The organism is Clostridium sp. AF27-5AA (assembly GCF_003478415.1).
In the GTDB taxonomy this organism is placed as follows: Bacteria; Bacillota; Clostridia; order Lachnospirales; family Lachnospiraceae; genus Otoolea; species Otoolea fessa.
In genome coordinates this window covers 56,475-76,654 of the sequence record NZ_QUFH01000002.1, presented here as the reverse complement: position 1 = coordinate 76,654, position 20,180 = coordinate 56,475, and the positions used below count along the sequence as shown (strand labels likewise).

The following is a 20,180-nucleotide window of genomic DNA, read 5'->3' as shown; positions in this document are numbered from 1 at the left end:
CAGATTACAGTGCATTGATTGCCAGAATCGAAACCAGAAGTGCCAGAATCGCATAGGTCTCAACCATCGCCGGGAACAGCATCGCTTTACCAAACTGTTCCGGTTTCTTCGCTACGATACCGATGGAAGCAACCGACGTTCTTCCCTGATGTCTCGCCGATACCAGACCAACCACGCCGATCGGAAGGCATGCTGCCAGATATAAGAGTCCCTGGGAGATCGACATGCTCATGTCAGCGCCGCCGCCAAGAAGACCAATCTTAGAAAGAGCGATGAAACCAACCAGCAGACCGTAGATACCCTGGGTACCCGGAAGCAGCTGGAGCAGAAGCACCTTCGCGAATTTATCCGGATCCTCGGTTACGACTCCGGCTGCTGCCTGACCTGCCACGCCTACGCCGTAGGCTGAACCCATACCTGCAAGAATAACCGCCACTGCAACTCCCAACAATGCAAATACAATTCCGCTCATATTTAATCCTCCTTGATTTCCACGTATTTTGTTATCTGCTTAAACGGACGGAACGCCTTTCCGCCACCCTCATAGAACTTTCCGAAAAACTCGACGTACTGCAGACGGCAGGTATGCACATACGCGCCGAGCAGGTTGATCGCCAGGTTAAACAGGTGTCCGAAGCAGAATACCAGTATAAATACAATCACGCCAAATACATTATTTCCAACCATACTTCCCATCTGGTTGATAACCGATGCGATAACGCCGGTTGCCAGTCCGAGCGCCAGAAGGCGCGAGTAGGAAAGCACATCCGACACCCATCCGGTAATATTATACAAATCATATGCGCCAAGCGCCAGCCGCAGGATCGGATTCTTCTTGTCGCGCGCCGACATCACCAGAATTCCCAGCGCGCCCACAATCGCCATTCCCTTTGCCAGCGAATTAAGCACCGGCGGGAATACGATATTCATCTGCGCGATGGAACCAAACAGTTCCGTCGGAAGCAGCATCAGGATCAGCCCCAGAAGCAGGAGGTACCAGAGTACCACGTCGCAGATAAAATCCACAACCTTGCCATCCTTTAAGAGCATATATCCTTTCAGTCCCAGCCCCAGGAATAAGTGAATCACGCCAAATAACATCGAATAAACCAAAAGCTTCATCGGGTCATTTAGCGGGACAAACCAGAGCGCCGGTATCGTCACCGTATGTCCAAAATACGTCCGGCTCACGATGTCCACCGCATCTCCGAAATAACCGCCGAACATGACGCCCCAGAACAGGGTCGAAAGTCCGCAGTACATAAAGAGCCGCAGTGATTTCCGCAGATTTTCTTCCATCCTTGGAAATTTCTTAAGTGCCAGGAAGCACATCAAAAATACAATAAATCCGTATGCCGCATCTGAAAGCATCAGACCAAACAAAAATACATAGCACGCTGCCATGATGCCGGTCGGGTCCATCTCCCCTTTCGCCGGTAAGCCAAAGGACGCGGTCACGCCCTCCGCCGACGCCGCGAAGGTTCCGTTGGAGAGAAGCACCGGTGCTTCCTCATCCTCCGGCACATCCGAACTTTCCACTGCAAGTTCAAACCGGCTATTCAGCTTCTCCTCCAGTCCTTTCGCATCGCGCTTCGGGATAAATCCCGTGATCATACACGTTTTTTCCGACTGTAAGATCTCGCCGAGCGCCTCATACTTCTGTGCCCTCAGGCGGTAATAGTCGGATAACAATTTCAAATCTTCCCGCGCCGGAGCGCACTGTTTCAGTTCTTCTTCCGTCGCTGCCGCGCGTCCCTCATGCTCTGCCGCCTGCGCTTTGAGTTTCTTAGCGTAAGCTGCCGGAACTTCCTCCACCGGACGCGCCGGACGGGCAAATCCAATCGACCGGAGTGCTGTCTCCAGCTTCTCCTCGTCCTCTTTCAGGCAAATTACCGCAATGCAGGTCTGGTCGGCGTCGCTTCCGACAACCTCCAGCTCCCATTTTTCAAGCTGCGGCTCCTGTTTTGCCACCGAAGCGTAAATTTCTTCCTGCGTATAAGCGCCTCCGCCGACCGCGCCGGCTAAGATAGCACACCGTTTCGTCTCCTGATACGCAAGTGGAATCTCCAGCTTCTGCCACGGTTTCAGGCTTTCCGCCTCCGCCAGCAGTCTAAGCGCCACAGTCTTTTCCTCCGTGATCTGCTTTTGCAGGTTCAAAATGCGTTCCGCCTGACCTAAAAGCGCCTCTGCGTTCGCCTCCGTCTCCCGGTACGCGCCTGCCTTTGCAAGCGGCTTTCCGGCAAGCCCAGCAAGCATCGATGTTTCCTCCGGAACCACCGCGGCAAGCACTTCCAATGCGCGGTCCGCCGTCGCCGCATTTCGCTCAAACTTCTGCCGATCCTCCAGCGTGTCCGTCCGCTTAAATACCTCGTCCGGCTCCGCCTCCGCTGTCAGCTCCAGCACTCCGGCAGCCTGCAGAAACTCCATCAGGGACTTACGGTCCTTCTTCAGGGCACAGATACATAGCTTTTGCATCTGCAATACTGCCATATCTACATCCCTCCATTCACTAGACCAGTTCCGCTATGAGCCGGTCAACCACCTCCGGTTTCCGTCTGTCCGCCGTCTCTCTGAGCGTCTGACACTCCGCCTCGGCTTCTGCCAGTGCCTGTTTTACGTACTCCTCCCCTCTGAGAGTCAGTTCTTCTTCCTGCTTCACAGCTGCTTCTTTCCCCCTTTTCTGTGCATCTGCGAGCATTCGATCCGCTTCTGCCTCCGCCTCCGCCTTAACGCGGCGTGCATCCTCCGAAGCCTGCGCGACCAGTTCCGATGCCTTCGCCTCTGCGTCCTCGACCGCCTGGATCGTCTCCTTGATCATTGAACCACCACCTTTTCCCCTAATTTTTTTCAACAATAATGCAATATCCTTATTATGTTTCACATCCTCCCATTCCATACAATTCGCTGATTCGAAGCATCAAAAGCACATGGAAAATAAATAAGTTTTCTCGCATTTGTATACCATTATAACTTTTTCAATCAGTTTTGTCTATTAAATGTTTTAATTTTGAAAAGATTATACGTACATCTTAATTTATGAAAAAAATTTCGGTTCTCATGAAAAACAGTGTTTGTTTCCACAAAAAAAGCTGCCAGACAATTGTTGCTCTTCCACAAACCACTGTCTGGCAGTCCCCTATTATATATTTATTTTTATGCGAGCCACCCGATCGAATTAAGGAAATAGACCCACAAAAAGATCGTCACAACCGAGGCGACCGTGCTCAGCACGACAAACTGTCCCGCCAGCTCGCCGTCGCCGCCCATGTTCTGCGCCATCGCATAGGACGCCGTCGCAACCGGAGTCGCGTACATTTCAAAGTAAACAAAACGTTCCACACCGGAAAAGCCGAGCAGCGTCGCAACCGCCAGAATCACTGCGGGCAGGATCACCATCTTGAAGGTCATCGACGGAACCACATATTTCAGATTGCCGCCGATCGCATTGAAATGCAGCGTTCCGCCCAGTACGAACAGTGCCAGAGGCGTTGTCAGATTGGCAAACTGCTTGATCGGTCCTTCCACGGAAACCGGAAGTTTAATTCCTAATATATGAAAGATAAAGCCCAGGAGCGCGCCGCGGATCATCGGATTTTTCAGGATATTCTTAATCAAAACGGAAACCGGGACCTTGCCGCCCCGGAACAATTCCAGAATCACGACCGCCGTTATGTTGTAGACCGGGATCACGATCGCCACCATCATCGTCGCCAGCAGTGTTCCCTCCTCACCGAACACGCTGGTTGCCAGCGGAATGCCGAACAGGACGAAATTACTGCGGTAAATCGCCTGGATGATAACGCCGCGCCGCTCATTTTCCTTTACCAGACGCGGAACCACAGCAAGCAGAACCGCCTGCAAAAGCAGCACGCTGATAATGGCGACTGCCACCAGACGCAGATTTAATGTCATTCCCTCCGGAATGGAATACAGGTTGTTAAACATCAGAATCGGAAAGAATGCCTGAAAGATCACTTTATTCAGGCGCTTCATAAAATCCTCATCCGCCAGCCCCGACATCCTGACTCCATATCCAAATGCGATATAGAGCAGAAATGGAAGGACTGTATTAAGTGCAAATAAAAAATTTTCCATATAATTCCTGCCACTTTCTTCTTAATTGCTTTGTTCTGGACGCGGTTTCTATCCAGTCAGACCGCACCCCTTTAATCACCAGATTTATTATATACCCCATCCAAGAAATCGACAAGAAAAATTCAAGCGCGCCAGCCTCATAAACAGTTCCGAAAAAGTTTCGAATTATGTAATACTCGTTTAGATTTATTTTAGATATTGGTCAAAATATGGACACAATTATCCAGTATTATAATGGCATAACATCAATGAGGCAGATGGCACTAAGAAATGCGCGCAATTGTTATCTGGCTCGACTAACAACAATTTCCTTTATATAGATATTTCTTCACAGTTTTTTATCCCCCTTCGGCTGTGAAGAACGCCCACCTTGGGTACAAAAAAGAGACGGTTTGACGCCGTCTCTTTTTATGTACTCTGCAAGCTACCAGGAAAGCACCTCATGACCATCCTCAGTTACCAGCACCTGGATCTCCCACTGGGCGGATGCTTTTCCATCCTTCGTGTATACACTCCAGTCGTCGTCGCCATCCACGAATACCTCCTCGGTTCCCTCGTTGATCATCGGCTCGATCGTGAACATCATGCCCGGTGCAAACATCATACCGGTGCCTCTCTGACCAATATAGCCAACCCACGGATCCTCATGGAACTCGATACCAACGCCGTGACCGCCGATCTCTCGAACCACAGAATAACCATTTTCTTCCGCATGCTTCTGGACCGCTTCCGCCATATCGCCCATGAAGCCCCACGGTTTTACCTGCTCCAGACCTAATTCCACGCACTCTTTGACAACATCCACCAGTTTTTTATGTTCCGGGCTGACATTTCCGATGCAGAACATACGGGAAGAATCCGCATAATAGCCGTGATAAATGGTCGAAACATCCACGTTGATGATATCGCCATCCTTTAATACGACATCTGCTGACGGAATGCCGTGGCAGACCTGATCATTGATGGATGTGCACACGCTCTTCGGGAATCCTTCATAGCCAAGCGGCGCCGGGATTCCGCCCATGCGGGTCGTCTCATTATATACCCACTGATCGATCTCCTCGGTTGTGACGCCAGCCTTGATATGCTCAGCCACATAATCCAGAACTGCCACATTGATCTTGCAGCTCTCGCGGATCCCCTCGATCTGCTCCGGGGTCTTGATCATGTCGTGATCCGGAATCTGGTGTCCGGCATCCGCCGCCTCCATCAGCTTCTCATCAAATGCCTCATGGCAATGTTTGTACTTCTTTCCACTTCCACACCAGCACAGATCATTTCTTCCTAATTTTTTCATCTTATTTTCATTCCTTTCGCCCTGCACTCCGGCAGCCCGTTTGTCACTCTCTAACAGGCGGGTCAGCCTGCTTCCCTCAATCGGGAGACTGTTTGGAGTTTAACACACTGACGCTGAAAATGCAATGAAATCGCCCTTATCCAGCCAGATTCTCAATAATTGTGTTACTGTTTTTATCCCAAATTTTCACGATTTTTTCAACTTTTTAACAGTTTTCCTCTCTATTTTTCAGAAGAAACATTGTATAATAGAAGCATCCATATGAATTTTTTGAAAGGAGACTTTCTTTATTTAAATGAAACATTCAAGTAAACCTTCTGTTTCTGGAACTTCCAATGAAACTTTCCTGAAAACAGAATCAGCCAGCAGCCTTCAAGGTTCAGCCGAACCCAGCTCTCCGGATACCAGCATTTCCAATGGTGGCAAAACACATCCACACAAAATTGACGCCTTAAAAAATTGGGTCCGGACCCGCCCGATCGTTGAAAAATTCTGTGCGCTTCCGACATACATACAAAGCTGGGGACTTACCCTGTTTTTCATGGGTACCGCCACGATCATCGCGTTCTGCTTTTTTCATGCGCTCAAAAATCCGACTGCCAACATCGCGCTGACCTACATTCTGGCGGTCTTTTTGGTAGCGCGTTTTACAGACGGATACAGCTTCGGCCTGTTCTCCTCCTTTGTCGGCGTCGTCTGCGTCAATTTTCTGTTCACGTATCCGTATTTCGCGCTGGATTTCACGATGGCCGGCTATCCGATTACCTTCGTGGCAATGTTTTCAATTTCCGGCATTACAAGCGCCATCACAAGCAACATGAAAACGCAGGCACGCGTGCTGGCGGAACGTGAAAAGATGCTGATGGAAGCGGAAAAAGAAAAGATGCGGGCGAACCTGCTGCGGGCAATCTCCCACGACCTCCGCACCCCGCTTACCAGCATCATCGGTTCCAGTACCGTATATCTGGAAAATGGAAACAGCCTCCCGGAGGTTGAGAAAAATGCACTGGTGCGCCATATTCTTGAGGACTCTAACTGGCTCTTAAACATGGTTGAAAACCTGCTCTCCGTCACGCGTATCAACAATGAGACGGCAAAGGTAACTAAGACCTCGGAACCGGTCGAGGAAGTTCTCTCCGAGGCGGTGATCCGCTTAAAAAAGAGACTTCCAGACGCCAATATCCATGTGCGCGTGCCGGAGGAATTCCTGATGGTCCCGATGGACGCCGTCCTCATCGAACAGGTTCTCATCAACCTGCTGGAAAATGCCGTTGTCCATGCTGAAAGCACCGAGCCGATCGAGTGCTATGTGGAATCACTTTCCGACTATGCGATTTTCCACGTGCGCGATTACGGCGTCGGCATCCCGTCGGAGAAGCTGGCAACCATCTTTGACGGCTCTTCTTCGACGACCAGCACTTCGCCGGATGGACGAAAGGGCATGGGAATCGGGCTTTCCATCTGTAAAACGATCATTCTCGCCCACGGCGGCGAAATCAAGGCAATCAACCACACGCGCGGTGCCGAATTTTACTTTACCCTTCCAAAGGAGGACAAATAACATGACACATAAACTTTCTATTTTATTAGTAGAAGATGAAAAAAACATCTGCGACTTCATCTCCACCTCCCTGTCCGCACAGGATTACCGCATTTCCACCGCACACACGGGAAAAGAAGCACTTCCGATCATCACGTCCCAGTGCCCGGATCTGATTCTCCTCGACCTGGGGCTTCCAGACATGGACGGCATGGAGATCATCCGCCAGGTCCGCACCTGGTCCAGCGTCCCGATCATCGTCCTCTCCGCCCGCACGCAGGAACAGGAAAAGGTACGTGCGCTCGACCTCGGCGCGGATGATTATCTGACCAAGCCGATCGGCACCTCCGAGCTTCTCGCACGCATCCGGACTGCCCTGCGCCACAGCAACCGCCTAAACACGGATTCTCCGCTTTATAAGCGCCCATTCCATGCAAAGGGACTGACGATCGATTTTGAAAAACATCTGGTATCGGTTGATGGAAAGGATGTCCATCTGACGCAGATCGAGTTTAAGATTATCTCCCTGCTGGCACAGAATTCCGGCAGGGTCATGACGTATGATACGATTATTTCGAATATCTGGGGGCCGTATGCGGACGATGATAACAGTATTCTGCGCGTGAATATGGCACATATTCGAAGGAAACTGGAGCAGAATCCAGCAGAACCGCAGTATGTGTTTACAGAGATTGGGATTGGATATCGGATGATTGAGGATGAGATGCAGTAATAGATTGATTGATTGTCGTGATGCGGAAAGAGGCGTCCGGGAATCTGCGCCGCCTGCGTCTCCAATTATCATTGTTCGCTTGCTTTCGCTACATCTGTTCGTCTGGATCGGACAAAAATTTCCGCCCCAGCCGGACAGCTGGCGTGGGATGCGTACAATCGATAATTGGAACGCTGGCTCTACAGATTCCCGGACACCACTTTTCTCTTGTTATGTTATGGATCGCTTTTGCCTGCCAGCCTTTGCTTTGCTCGGCTGGCTTTTGATTGTCTAATTTTGTTTTTGTCTGTTTTTTATTCTACTTCGCTTTCAATGACTCCATCGTATAAACCAATTAAGTCTTCATAGCCATCCGTGGATGGAAGTGTCACTACGACCGGCTCGCCCGGGTTCTGGATTTCGGTCTCCATCAGGGTGATGCAGGTCATCGGCTGATCGAGGACTTCCATGTTGTATACGATATAGTTTGTCATATAGATAATATAATCGTTGTCATCCAGCACGTAAGCGCCTTTCATTTCCTGGATGTCCATGTCCAGATTGGCATCGGTGCCGAGTGTGTTCATCACGGTTCCGAGGGCTTCTTTGACGTTCTTGTTTAGCTTCTTTGTATTTGCCTCATATGCCAGCACACGTTTTCCATTGACCTCGTTTAAGGAAATGCCCTTCATATAGCTGGATTCCATATTGCTGGTGTTGACTCCGGTCTGGACGGAGGATATGATCTGCTCTAATGGCATCGGGTATTTCAGTTTGACACCGTTGGCATCTACGTAATAGTAGCCGTCCGTATAAAAAACCTGTGAATAGCTGTCCTGTCCCAGAATCGAGGAAGCGACCTGTGCCAGGTACTTGAGATCGGTGGTATCCTGCATATCCATCTCTGCATGCATCGCCATATCAACTTTCATCTGACCGTCCGGAATGACATCCTTTGCAAGTATGACCGAATGGACGCCGCTCTGAATCTCCACGGACTGAATCGTATTGTTCTTCTCCATCACCCGGTCAAATACCTCCGCCGGATTTTCGGCTGCAAATGCGGTTGTTGACATCGTCATAATGGCTGCTGCACTCACAAGTGCGGTTGCTAATTTTTTCATCCCTGTTTCCTCCTGTCTGCTGTCGGGCTTATGTCGTATTTCCCTATATAACTTTCTGCCCTATCTATAACCCATTTTCGAGCTGTATCGGCAACCCAGCTTTTGTTCCTGAAATTCACGTTTCTGGACACGAAAACCACTCCGACTTTATCTTCAGTATATATAATTTGGCATCGCTTGTAAACCATATCGGCGGGTACTTTCCCTTACATTTTTATTACATCTGACAGCTCTTTCGATTCCAAAAGTGCCTGCTTTTGAGTATTCTTTCTTTTCCGGTTATTATATACAAACATGGAAATTGCCATCAGACAGATAATTCCATATCCGAGGAAACTCCAGCCGTCCGGCACCTGCCCGAAGATGAAGAAACCGAGCATCGTCGAAAAGATCAGCTGCGAATAATCGTAGATGGAAATACGGCTCGCCGGGGCATAGCGGTATGCCGCCGTGATCGCAAACTGTCCGCCCGCCGCCGCGCAGCCCGCCAAAAGCAGGATCCCCATCTGCTGCCAGGTCATCGGATGATAGTCAAAAATCAGCCACGGCAGCACAACCACACAGGAAAATACCGAGAAAAACAGCACGATCACCGGTCCCTTTTCTCCTGCCTCTCCCAGTTTCCGCACCATCGTGTACGCCGCGCCCGCGCAGATGCCGCCGAAAAAGCCCAGCAGCGACGGCACAAGTGCCAGATTGGAGAATGTCGGCTTTACCACGAATATACTGCCGAGAAACGCACCGAAGATCAGCGAAAGCTGAATTGGCATAACTTTTTCCTTTAAGATCAGCCAGCTGAACAGCACTGTAAAAAACGGCGACATTTTATTTAGAATCGATGCGTCCGCCAGCACCAGATGATCCACCGCATAAAAGTTACACAGCACTCCCATCGTGCCGAAAATTGACCGCATCAGAAAATACGGCAGATTTTCCCTGCGGATACGAAACGGCTCTCCCACCCGCAAAAGCAAAACAACCGCTGCCAGCGCCGCCACAAGATTGCGGAAAAAACTCTTCTGCATTGACGGCAGATCGCCCGCCAAATGTACAAACATGCTCATCAGCGCAAAACAGAACGCAGACAGCACCAGGCAGGCAATTCCGAGGTATTCCTGCTTCCGGGTGTCCGGATGATTTTCTACCATGTTTTCATTCCCCTTTCCGTCTTCCTATCTTCCAGTATACGCACATCCCACATTTTTGTCTATGAATCCCCCCGGATTTTTTCGTTTTCACATTTCACACGGCTGCTGTTCACGCTCATGGGAACCGTAAATCCACATGTTTTTTTGCTTTCTCTCATTTTGCATCATTTCTGCAGAGAGTTCGCCCATCTTGACACAAATCCGTTTCCATACTAGAATAGAAAAACCTTTATTTATATATAAATTATTCACAAGGAGCCTGTTATTTTGCTGAAATTATTCCATTTCCTCGATTTAAAACTAAAATCCTGCCTGATTGCACTGTTTGGCAGTGCATTTCTGGCATTTGGGCTGTACCATGTCCATTCCTTTTCCGGTGTCACCGAGGGCGGTGTCTTAGGAATGACGCTTCTGCTTGATCACTGGTTCCATATCTCCCCATCCGTATCCGGCTTCGTCATGAACCTCGCCTGCTACGCGATGGGATGGAAACTTCTGGGGCGGCAGTTCATCGCCTACTCCATTCTTTCCAGCGCCAGCTTCTCCCTGTCTTACCGGATCTGTGAGCAGTTTCCGCCCCTGTGGCCGCAGCTTGCCGATATGCCGCTTGCCGCATCCCTGCTCGGCGCGGTCTTCGTCGGCGTCGGTGCCGGGCTCTGCGTGCGGATCGGCGGTGCCCCGGGCGGAGACGATGCGCTTGCGATGAGCCTTTCCCACGTGACGCACATCAAAATCCAGTGGATCTACCTCCTGTCCGATTTTGCTGTACTGGGACTTTCACTGAGCTACATTCCGTTAAACCGCATGGCATACTCCATCCTCACGGTTCTTCTGTCCGGACAGATCATCGGGTTTGTGCAGACCGCGGGAACACATCCAGTGGAAAATATGGAAACTTGATCGTTTTCATACAGTTCTCCCGGTTTCAAACGTGCCCACCCGTGAACAGTAATGAATTTACTATATTTTTTGATTTTTTTTAAAAAAACGCTTGCCAAATCAACCGACCTATGATATTATATAACTCGTTGAAGCGATGCTTCAGAAATGCGCGAGTGGCTCAGTTGGTGGAGCGCGACCTTGCCAAGGTCGAGGCCGCGGGTTCGAGTCCCGTCTCGCGCTCTTTTTATTTTATAGCGGAAACCTTTTCATTTTCATGAGGGTTTCCGCTATTTTCGTTACTGGTCACAGTTACACTTTTTCTTTTTCAAGGGAGTATTTTACCATGATACAAAAAGTAAGTTCTTTTCTCAAAAAGGATACCGTTTTAACCATCGCCCTGGCTCTGGCTCTCCTTTCCATGTTTATCATACCACCGTCTGCCGGATACCTGGGATATCTGGATCTGCACACACTGATCCTGCTCTTTGGCCTAATGACAGCAACCACAGGTCTCCAAAACATCGGTTTCTTTCGACAGCTCGGGGAATTACTGCTGCTTCGAATCCATTCACTCAGGCAGCTGGAACGGCTTCTGATTCTTCTGTGTTTCTTTTCCAGCATGCTGATCACCAACGATGTGGCCCTAATTACCTTCGTTCCATTTGCTCTGGAACTACTGCGGATGGTAAACCGCAAAGACCGGATCGTTCCGGTTGTCATCTGCCAGACACTGGCAGCCAATCTCGGCAGCATGACAACTCCGGTGGGGAATCCCCAGAATCTGTATCTGTATTCCCACTTTGAGCTTTCATTTGATACATTTATCCGGAGCATCGGTCCATTTTCGCTGCTTTCATTGGTTTTGCTGCTGCTCGTAACAATGTTTACACCAAGGGAGACTATCTCACTAGATACTGCCGGTAGAGATACAACCTCCGATGAGACCTTTCCTAAACGCTGCCTTTTCTGCTGTCTGGGAATGTTTTTCCTGTGCCTTTGCACCGTAGCCGGTCTTCTGCCGCTTCCAATCCTGTTTATCTGCATTCTGGCGATTGGCTGTCTGGCAGACCCGAAGATCTTCTGTCAGGTAGATCACTCTCTCATCCTGACTTTTATCGGATTCTTCATCTTCATCGGGAATCTAAAACACATTCCTGCGGTAAGCTCCCTGCTTTCCAGTATGATCACGGGACACGAAGTGATAGTCTCCGTTCTGGCCAGCCAGGTAATCAGCAACGTTCCGGCCGCCATCCTGTTGTCCGGATTTACCGAAAAAGGAGTTTCCCTTCTGATCGGAACTAACCTCGGCGGTCTCGGCACCCTGATCGCATCCATGGCGAGTCTTATTTCTTACAAATATATCGTCCGCTCCTGCCCAGAGAAAAAAGGAATCTACTTCCGCTGGTTCACGATTGCAAATGCGGGATTTCTAGCAGTCCTGATGGCGGTATGTTTTCTGGTTTTTTATAGCATCTGATAAAAAAGAATGTGCCTTGGCACATCCGGGCGTCTCGCGCGGTCGCTTGCGACATGTTTCTGCTTCGCGCGAGTGCGCATCCTCGCGGAGCGTTTTTTGTTTCATAGGACGTAATTTCCTATGAAACAAGAAAGCCCCCAGAGCGGCAACTCTGGGGGCTTTCTTAATTTTAGACAACAAAAAAGCGGGTGATGGGAATCGAACCCACGTATCCAGCTTGGAAGGCTGGTGTTCTACCATTGAACTACACCCGCATGATAAATTATGAAATTGTAATGCCCAGAACCGGAATCGAACCAGTGACACGAGGATTTTCAGTCCTCTGCTCTACCAACTGAGCTATCTGGGCATCCTGAGGAATCCTGTGATTCTCATGTTCGCTTTCGTCTTTTGTTCAGCGACATGTGTTATTATACTAGAGAGTCTTTTAAATGTCAACTGTTTTTTTCTACTTTTCTAAATTTTTTCAAAAACTTTTTCAACTTGCTGTTCCTGCCGCACAGCCAGCGTCCACATCTTCATCTCCAAATTTTCCGTAAACAATGGAAAAACCGACTCTTTTTCATTTTCCTGCATCTTTTTGATTTTGATGGTTGACAAATCCTTTTGGGTGTGTTTATAATGCATGTAACGAAGAACACAGATAAACCGATGAGGAAGAGGAGTATCTGACCTATGTATCGCCACAGAGAGTTCCGGATGGTGGAAACGGAACGCCTTACCGTCAGTGAATGGACTTCCGAGGGCAGCCTTGAACGATTGCTTCAGTAGGGGCTGACGGGACCCCACCCGTTATCCATCGGGGCACGTATGATGGTACGTGTAAGCGAGTGGACATTTTCACAAATGTCAATTTGGGTGGTATCGCAGAAGTTTACGCTTTTGTCCCATGTATGGGGACAGAGGCGTTTTTTAGTTTCTGGAAACATTCTCAGTAAAATCTTTCATCACGGCGCGCGGCGCCAAACCAAAGAGAATCTTCTTTCCAGACACATTCTTTACTCTGCTCCGGCAAGGCAGACTGATACATCTGCCATCCAAAACAAATATCAAAATTAAGAATAAAGAATGGAGAAAATGACTATGAAAAAGAATCTGAAAAAATTATTTGCACTTGGATGCACCGCAGCCCTGACACTGACAACCGCAGGATGCTCTTCCAGCACATCCAGCACCGCTTCCGAAGCAGACACCACCGCCGAAACCTCTCAGGAAGCTTCCGCGGACAAAGAAATTTATAATGTAGCGATTGTCAAACAGCTCGACCACGCTTCCCTCGATGAGATTGCAAATGCAGTCGAGGCAGAGTTAGATAAAATCGCCGAGGATAACAATGTAACCATTCACTACGAACTGTACTCCGGCCAGAATGACCAGACAACCTTAAAGCAGATTGGTGATCAGGCGGTTGCTGACGGTGTTGACGCCATCATCCCGATTGCAACCCTGGCTGCACAGGTAGCGACCGTATCCGCACAGCAGACCCAGACACCGGTTGTCTACGCCGCTGTTTCCGATCCGGAAGCCGCTGAGCTGACCGGCATCGACTATGTAACCGGTACCAGCGATGCGCTGAACACCGAGAAAATCATGGATATGATTTTTGCCGCAAACCCAGATGTTAAAAATGTGGGGCTTTTATATTCCTTATCCGAGGCAAACTCAACCAAACCGATCGCGGATGCAAAGGCATACTTAGATGAAAAAGGCATCTCCTACACCGAGCAGACTGCAAATACCAACGACGAAGTAATTACCGCTGCCTCCTCCCTGGTTGCTGACAAAGTAGACGCTGTCTTCACTCCTACCGACAATGTCATCATGGCAGCTGAGCTGGCTATCTTCAAGGATCTGGCCGATGCAGGCATCCCGCACTATGCCGGCGCTGATTCCTTCGTCCGCAATGGCGCATTTGCCACCTGCGGCGTCAACTACACGGCTCTTGGTACACAGACCGCTGACCTTGCTTATCAGGCAATCACCGAAGGCATGGACGGCATGGAAGACTACTACACCGCAGAAGGCGGCATCGTAACCGTAAATACCGAGACTGCAGAAGCCCTGAATATCGACACAGCTGTATTCAAAGATTTTGGCGATGTTGTAGAAGTTAGGACCACCGAGGACTAACATCCTCATCCGATGGCACTTTGTTTTTCATTTGCCTGAGATTTGTTTCATAACCGATCCACCAATTTTTACATATTATAATGTTTGACTGACTTTCATGTACTCTCAGAGCCGTAAGACAGACCAGACGCCAGCCGCATCCCCCGCTTACCACGCGGCTGGCGCATCTGCCTTATGAACGCTCTGGGAGTACCGATCATTCTACGGAGGTAATTTCCCATGCTTCATATTTTACAAACCGCTCTGGAACTGGGATTTCTGTATGCGCTGGTGCCGATGGCGCTGTTCTTGAGTTTCCGCATACTGGACATCGCGGATATGACGACGGACGGCTGTTTCGTCCTCGGCACAGCGGTATCCGTCACAATGGCTGCGGCAGGGCATCCATTTCTCGCAGTTCCGGCTGCCATGCTTGCAGGCATCTGCGCCGGATTTGTCACCGCATTTCAGCAGACCCGTCTCGGCGTGCCGTCCATTCTCGCCGGTATCATCACCAATATGGGACTCTACACCATCAATCTGATGGTAATGGGCTGGAGTGCCAACGTGAGTCTTTTAAAGACAGAGACCATCTTTTCCCTGCTTCAGAAAACCGGTATCGGGGGTGACTGGTATGAAGCACTTCTGGCAATCTGCGTAACTGTGCTTGCGGGCGCACTGCTCGTCTATTTTCTCGGTACCCGTCTGGGACTCTCCATCCGGGCAACCGGCAACAACATTGACATGGTGCGCGCCTCCTCGATCAACCCGACATTTACCATTACGGTCGGCTTATGCATCGCCAATGCGCTAACCGCACTCTCCGGCGCAATGGTCGGTCAGTACCAGAATACCGCCGATATCAACGGCGGCACGGGTATCGTCGTGATCGGTCTTGCCTGCCTGATCATCGGTGAAACCGTCCTCGGACGCCGCGGCGTGGCAAGAGGTGTCATCGCCACCGTCATCGGTTCGATTATTTACCGTTTTATCTACGCTATCGTCCTGTATACAAAAATCATGCCTGTACAGGGGCTGAAACTGGTCACCGCTGTGATCGTAGCGCTGGCAATCGCATTTCCGACGATCCGGAAATGGGCGGCATTCCAGACACGTAAAAATGCAGCGGCACGCCGGAAGGGAGGACACGGAGCATGTTAAATATTCAGTCGATATCAAAAACCTTTAATCCGGGAACTGTCAACGCCAAACAGGCGCTCTCCGGGCTGTCCCTGCATCTGGATCACGGAGATTTCGTGACAATCATCGGTTCCAACGGCGCCGGAAAATCGACCCTGTTCAATGCGATTGCCGGCAGCTTCTACGTCGATGACGGCTTTATCGAGCTGGACGGCGAGGACATCACCTATATGCCGGAGCACAAGCGCAGCCTGATGGTCGGCCGCCTCTTCCAGGACCCGTTAAAGGGAACGGCGCCGGGCATGACGATCGAAGAAAATCTTGCTCTCGCCTATCTGCGGACTGCAAAGGGGAAATCGCCATTTTCCCGCATTTCCAAGAAAGATAAGGATGCGTTCCGCGAACGCCTCTCCCTCTTAAATATGGGGCTTGAAGACCGGATGACCCAGCCGGTCGGACTTCTCTCCGGCGGTCAGCGCCAGGCGCTCACCCTGCTCATGGCAACCCTCATCACGCCGAAGCTTCTGCTGCTCGATGAGCACACTGCCGCCCTCGATCCGGGAACAGCTGAAAAAGTACTGGAGCTGACGAAAAATATCGTTGCTGAGGAGAAAATTACCTGCCTGATGATCACCCACAATATGAACCAGGCTCTGGAGCTCGGAAACCGCACGCTCATGATGGCAAACGGAAATATCGTGCTCGACGTCGGCGGCGCAGAGCGCGCTTCCATGACTGTCGAGGATCTGATCGCCCGCTTCAAGACCGGCGCAGGCCACGCGCTGGATAATGACCGGATTTTATTGTCGGAATAATTTTAAAAAAGCAAAAAATTCAAAAAGTCCCATCCTTTCAGATTTGAATCTGCATAAGGATGGGACTTTTTTATATTTCTCTTATCCAATTTCTATTTCCCAAGCACATCCGAAAGCGCTGCAAACTGCGCCAGCGTCAGCGTCTCGCCGCGCACGGACGGGGAAAGTCCCAGCGACTCGATTGCGGCTGCGATCTCTTCCTTGCTAAAGGAGAGATCCTGCGCGTTGGAAAGCCCGTTCTGCAGGGTTTTCCGGCGCTGGTTGAAGGACGCGCGGATGAGACGGAACATTAAATCTTTATCCTTTACCTCCACCGGCGGCTTCGCATGGCGGGTCAGACGGATGACCGCTGAGCCGACATTCGGACGCGGAATGAAACAGTTCGGCGGCACATTTGCCACGATGTATGGCTCGGCATAATACTGAACCGCCAGCGACAGCGCGCCGTAATCCTTCGAGCCCGGACCAACCTGCATCCGGTCTGCGACCTCTTTCTGCACCATAACCGTAATATTGTCGATCGGCGCGCCGCTCTCAAACAGCCCCATGATGATCGGGGTCGTGATATAGTACGGCAGGTTCGCCACGACCTTAACCGGACGTCCGCCGCCTTTTTCTTCCGCCATTTTTTTTATGTCAATCTTTAAAATATCTTCATTGATAACAGTTACATTTTCGCAGTCCTGAAGCGTATCTTTTAAGATCGGAATCAGATTTGTGTCGATCTCCACGGCGATGACCTGTCCTGCTGCCTGTGAAAGGCGCTGTGTCATCGTACCGATGCCAGGACCGACTTCCAGGACGGTATCCTCCTTGGTCATGCCCGCCGCTGAGATAATCTTGTCCAGCACGTGCGTATCAATCAGAAAATTCTGACCGAATTTTTTCTGGAAGGCAAAATTGTATTTCTGTATTACTTCGATTGTATTCTTCGGGTTTCCAAGATCCATTCCGAAAATCCTTTCCCGGGTGTCCGGGACACCCCTTTTTACGGTAACCGGTACAGTCTCCGCGCATTCTCTTCAGTCGCACGGACGATCTCTTCCGGTGTACATTTCTTGATTTCTGCCAGCTTTTCCGCCACATATGGCAGGTTCAGTGAGGAGTTGCGTTTGCCGCGGTTGGGAACCGGAGCGAGGTAGGGGCAGTCGGTTTCGAGTACCAGACGGTCAAGCGGCGCCATCTCGGCTACTTCCAGAAGCTTTTTCGCGTTCTTGAAGGTCAGTACGCCGCCGATGCCTAAGTAAAAGCCCATCTTTAAATACTCTGCCGCCATCTCTTTTCCATAAGAGAAGCAATGAATCACACCGCCTATCTCCCCGGAGTGCTCTTCCTTCATGATATCGAGCGTATCCTTCGCCGCGTCGCGGCTGTGGATGATGACTGGAAGTTTTAATTCCCGCGCCAGATTTAACTGGCGGTGGAACCATTTTTTCTGGGTCTCATGATCCGGCTCTTCCCAGTAATAATCCAGACCAATCTCTCCGATTGCAACAATCTTATCCGACTGTGCCAATACACGGAGTTCGGCAAATTTTTCCTCGTCAAGCTCTGCCGTGCTGCTCGGATGGACACCTGCTGCCCCATAGATAAACGGATATTTTTCCGTCAGGGCAATCGTCGTCTTCGTGCTTTCCATATCCGCGCCGACATTGACGACCGTGCCGATCCCGCCTGCTGCCAGACCGGAAAGCAGTTCTTCCCGGTCCCCGTCAAACGCCTCATCATCGTAATGAGCGTGTGTATCAAATATCATATAAGTTATATCCTTTTTTTCTTAGCAGATCTCCGCACCCGCCGGCATCTCTTTCTCCGTTGTCATCAGGGACAGCTTTCCGTCTGCATCCTCGGCACACAAAATCATGCCCTCGGAGAGCAGACCTGCCAATTTCGCCGGTTTTAAGTTGGTCACAACCATGACTCTCTTGCCGACCATCTCCTCCGGGGAGTAGGAATGCTTGATGCCGCTGATGATCTGGCGCACTTTGCTTCCGACCTGAACCTGGGAGCAGAGAAGCTTCTTGGACTTCGGAACAGCCTCGCAGGAGAGGATCACGCCAACCTGGAACTGCAGTTTTGCAAAATCATCGTAGGTAATCTCTGCTTTCGGCTCGATATCGATGCCCTCGGCTTTCTCGTCCTCTTCCTTCTCCGGCTCTGCCTTTGCAGCAACTGCCTTCTTCTGCTCTTCCTGGATAACTTTGACTTTCTTCATCACATCGTCGAGTTTCAGGCGGGCAAAGAGAACCTCCGGCTCCTCAGTCACCTTATTTCCGGACGGATAACGGCCAAATGCATCCATCTGTGGCAGTTCACGTTTTACGGTATTTAATTCTTTTAAGATCTTCTCCGAGGTCTCCGGCATGAAGGATTCAAGCAGGGACGCACCGATCGTGATAGACTCAACCAGGTTGTAAAGAACAGTCGCAAGACGATCCTGCTTGTCCTCTTCCTTTGCCAGAATCCACGGGGTTGTCTCGTCAATGTATTTGTTGCTGCGGCGGAAAATATTGAAGATCTCGGTGATCGCATCGGCAACGCGCAGCTTATCCATCTTCTCATCGACCTTGCGGACTGCTTCCAGCACTACCTTCTTCAGATCCTCGTCCACCGGCTCCGTCACGCCCTTGTCGTCTACCACGCCGCCAAAGTACTGGTTCGTCATCGATACCGTTCTCTTTACGAGGTTGCCGAGGATATTTGCCAGATCCGAGTTCAGTCTCTCTACCATCAGCTCCCAGGTAATAACGCCGTCGTTCTCAAACGGCATCTCATGCAGAACGAAGTAGCGGACTGCATCCACGCCAAAGAAATCAACCAGTGTATCGGCGTAAATCACATTTCCCTTGGATTTACTCATCTTGCCGTCGCCCTGTAACAGCCACGGATGACCAAATACCTGCTTTGGAAGCGGCAGGTCGAGTGCCATCAAAAAGATCGGCCAGTAAATGGTATGGAAACGGATAATATCCTTACCAATCAAATGCAGGTCTGCCGGCCAGTATTTCTTGAACAGCTCGCCGCTCTCACCGTCGCAGTCATATCCAAGACCGGTGATATAATTGGTCAGTGCATCCAGCCATACATATACAACGTGCTTCGGGTCGAAATCAACCGGAATCCCCCATTTAAAGGAAGTACGGGAAACACACAGATCCTGCAGGCCCGGAAGCAGGAAGTTGTTCATCATCTCATTTTTACGGGAAACCGGCTGGATGAACTCCGGGTGCTCATTGATATAATCGATGAGTCTCTGCGCATATTTGCTCATACGGAAGAAATACGCCTCTTCCTTCGCCGGCTGCACCGGGCGTCCGCAGTCCGGGCATTTGCCATCTACGACCTGGGACTGGGTCCAGAAGGACTCGCACGGGGTACAGTAAAGTCCCTCGTAGCAGCTCTTGTAAATATCGCCCTGATCATAGAGCTTCTTGAAAATCTTCTTTACCTGCGCCTCATGATCCTCGTCAGTGGTGCGGATAAATTTGTCGTAGGATGTATTCATCAGATCCCAGATCGTCTTGATCTCACCCGCCACGTTATCGACAAACTGCTTCGGCGTGATGCCAGCCTCATCTGCCTTTAACTCGATCTTCTGACCATGCTCATCGGTGCCCGTCTGGAAACGCACATCGTAGCCCTGCGCCCTCTTGTAGCGCGCAATGCTGTCCGCCAGCACGATCTCATAGGTATTTCCGATATGCGGTTTGCCCGATGTATAGGCAATCGCAGTTGTTATATAGTAAGGTTTCTTACAGTTCTGACACATTTATCATGCCCTCCTTATTAAAATTGCGCTTTAAATTGTGTTCTTCACAAAAAAAGCCTCTAACCGCCCATG

17 protein-coding genes, 3 tRNA genes and 1 other annotated feature are annotated in these 20,180 nt (G+C 50.2%); of the genes, 8 read left to right on the top strand and 12 right to left on the bottom strand.

What is annotated here, in order from left to right; all coding sequences use genetic code 11:
- Window positions 1-4: 4 nt before the first annotated feature.
- From DWY89_RS02715 to DWY89_RS02695, 5 genes are all read right to left on the bottom strand, one after another.
- Window positions 5-472, bottom strand: coding sequence for a V-type ATP synthase subunit K (locus DWY89_RS02715; RefSeq protein WP_022358667.1), 468 nt, complete (start codon window positions 470-472; stop codon window positions 5-7).
- A gap of 2 nt (window positions 473-474) precedes the next feature.
- Entirely contained in the window at window positions 475-2,490 is a 2,016-nt protein-coding gene (locus DWY89_RS02710; protein ID WP_118524377.1) for a V-type ATP synthase subunit I, read from the bottom strand.
- A 19-nt stretch (window positions 2,491-2,509) separates the two neighbouring features.
- A complete protein-coding gene (locus DWY89_RS02705; protein ID WP_146143917.1) occupies window positions 2,510-2,851 on the bottom strand; it encodes a hypothetical protein in 342 nt (113 codons plus the stop codon).
- Between the two features lie 302 nt (window positions 2,852-3,153).
- The gene (locus tag DWY89_RS02700; RefSeq protein WP_117796527.1) at window positions 3,154-4,095 is read right to left on the bottom strand and encodes an AEC family transporter; all 942 of its coding nucleotides are present in this window, start codon (window positions 4,093-4,095) and stop codon (window positions 3,154-3,156) included.
- A 424-nt stretch (window positions 4,096-4,519) separates the two neighbouring features.
- Entirely contained in the window at window positions 4,520-5,392 is an 873-nt protein-coding gene (locus tag DWY89_RS02695) for a methionyl aminopeptidase (protein WP_022358671.1), read from the bottom strand.
- 295 nt (window positions 5,393-5,687) lie between these two features.
- On the opposite strand from DWY89_RS02695, the gene DWY89_RS02690 reads away from it, so the two are divergent.
- The gene (locus tag DWY89_RS02690; protein ID WP_118524376.1) at window positions 5,688-6,953 is read left to right on the top strand and encodes a DUF4118 domain-containing protein; all 1,266 of its coding nucleotides are present in this window, start codon (window positions 5,688-5,690) and stop codon (window positions 6,951-6,953) included.
- Between the two features lies 1 nt (window position 6,954).
- On the top strand, window positions 6,955-7,665 hold the full coding sequence (locus tag DWY89_RS02685; protein ID WP_118523443.1) for a response regulator: 711 nt from the start codon (window positions 6,955-6,957) through the stop codon (window positions 7,663-7,665).
- 293 nt (window positions 7,666-7,958) lie between these two features.
- On the opposite strand, the gene DWY89_RS02680 is transcribed toward DWY89_RS02685, so the two are convergent.
- Both DWY89_RS02680 and DWY89_RS02670 read right to left on the bottom strand, forming a co-directional pair.
- Window positions 7,959-8,768, bottom strand: a complete 810-nt coding sequence (locus DWY89_RS02680) for a hypothetical protein (RefSeq protein WP_118523442.1) — start codon at window positions 8,766-8,768, stop codon at window positions 7,959-7,961.
- Between the two features lie 206 nt (window positions 8,769-8,974).
- On the bottom strand, window positions 8,975-9,916 hold the full coding sequence (locus tag DWY89_RS02670) for a DMT family transporter (RefSeq protein WP_118523440.1): 942 nt from the start codon (window positions 9,914-9,916) through the stop codon (window positions 8,975-8,977).
- A 267-nt stretch (window positions 9,917-10,183) separates the two neighbouring features.
- Here DWY89_RS02670 and DWY89_RS02665 point away from each other — a divergent pair, with 267 nt between their 5' ends.
- The 3 genes from DWY89_RS02665 (at window position 10,184) to DWY89_RS02655 (ending at window position 12,275) form a co-directional block, all read left to right on the top strand.
- Entirely contained in the window at window positions 10,184-10,816 is a 633-nt protein-coding gene (locus DWY89_RS02665) for a YitT family protein (protein ID WP_243022680.1), read from the top strand.
- Window positions 10,817-10,965: 149 nt separating this feature from the next.
- Window positions 10,966-11,038 (top strand) — tRNA-Gly (locus tag DWY89_RS02660).
- 103 nt (window positions 11,039-11,141) lie between these two features.
- Window positions 11,142-12,275, top strand: a complete 1,134-nt coding sequence (locus DWY89_RS02655; RefSeq protein WP_118524375.1) for an SLC13 family permease — start codon at window positions 11,142-11,144, stop codon at window positions 12,273-12,275.
- A gap of 183 nt (window positions 12,276-12,458) precedes the next feature.
- On the opposite strand, the gene DWY89_RS02650 is transcribed toward DWY89_RS02655, so the two are convergent.
- Both DWY89_RS02650 and DWY89_RS02645 read right to left on the bottom strand, forming a co-directional pair.
- Window positions 12,459-12,529, bottom strand: a tRNA-Gly gene (locus DWY89_RS02650).
- A 22-nt stretch (window positions 12,530-12,551) separates the two neighbouring features.
- Window positions 12,552-12,624: transfer RNA gene (locus tag DWY89_RS02645), tRNA-Phe, on the bottom strand.
- 293 nt (window positions 12,625-12,917) lie between these two features.
- Window positions 12,918-13,168, top strand: a binding site (T-box leader).
- Between the two features lie 190 nt (window positions 13,169-13,358).
- On the opposite strand from DWY89_RS02645, the gene DWY89_RS02640 reads away from it, so the two are divergent.
- The 3 genes from DWY89_RS02640 to DWY89_RS02630 all read left to right on the top strand — a co-directional run bounded on the left by DWY89_RS02640 (window position 13,359) and on the right by DWY89_RS02630 (window position 16,339).
- Window positions 13,359-14,405: an ABC transporter substrate-binding protein gene (locus DWY89_RS02640; RefSeq protein WP_118523439.1), complete on the top strand. Its 1,047-nt coding sequence runs from the start codon at window positions 13,359-13,361 to the stop codon at window positions 14,403-14,405.
- 219 nt (window positions 14,406-14,624) lie between these two features.
- Complete coding sequence (locus tag DWY89_RS02635) at window positions 14,625-15,545, top strand: branched-chain amino acid ABC transporter permease (RefSeq protein ID WP_022358461.1); 921 nt, start codon at window positions 14,625-14,627, stop codon at window positions 15,543-15,545.
- Complete coding sequence (locus tag DWY89_RS02630; protein WP_022358462.1) at window positions 15,539-16,339, top strand: ATP-binding cassette domain-containing protein; 801 nt, start codon at window positions 15,539-15,541, stop codon at window positions 16,337-16,339. The genes DWY89_RS02635 and DWY89_RS02630 overlap by 7 nt, the downstream gene beginning before the upstream one ends.
- Before the next feature lie 92 nt (window positions 16,340-16,431).
- Here the strand turns inward: DWY89_RS02630 and rsmA are convergent, their stop codons facing one another.
- Genes rsmA through metG form a run of 3 tightly spaced genes read right to left on the bottom strand, consistent with a single transcriptional unit; the run spans window position 16,432 to window position 20,108 of the window.
- On the bottom strand, window positions 16,432-17,289 hold the full coding sequence (rsmA, locus tag DWY89_RS02625; RefSeq protein WP_118522242.1) for a 16S rRNA (adenine(1518)-N(6)/adenine(1519)-N(6))-dimethyltransferase RsmA: 858 nt from the start codon (window positions 17,287-17,289) through the stop codon (window positions 16,432-16,434).
- A gap of 38 nt (window positions 17,290-17,327) precedes the next feature.
- The gene (locus DWY89_RS02620) at window positions 17,328-18,095 is read right to left on the bottom strand and encodes a TatD family hydrolase (protein ID WP_118523438.1); all 768 of its coding nucleotides are present in this window, start codon (window positions 18,093-18,095) and stop codon (window positions 17,328-17,330) included.
- Between the two features lie 21 nt (window positions 18,096-18,116).
- Window positions 18,117-20,108 (bottom strand): methionine--tRNA ligase, encoded by a 1,992-nt coding sequence (gene metG, locus DWY89_RS02615; protein WP_117796534.1) that lies wholly within the window; start codon window positions 20,106-20,108, stop codon window positions 18,117-18,119.
- Between the last annotated feature and the right edge of the window lie 72 nt (window positions 20,109-20,180).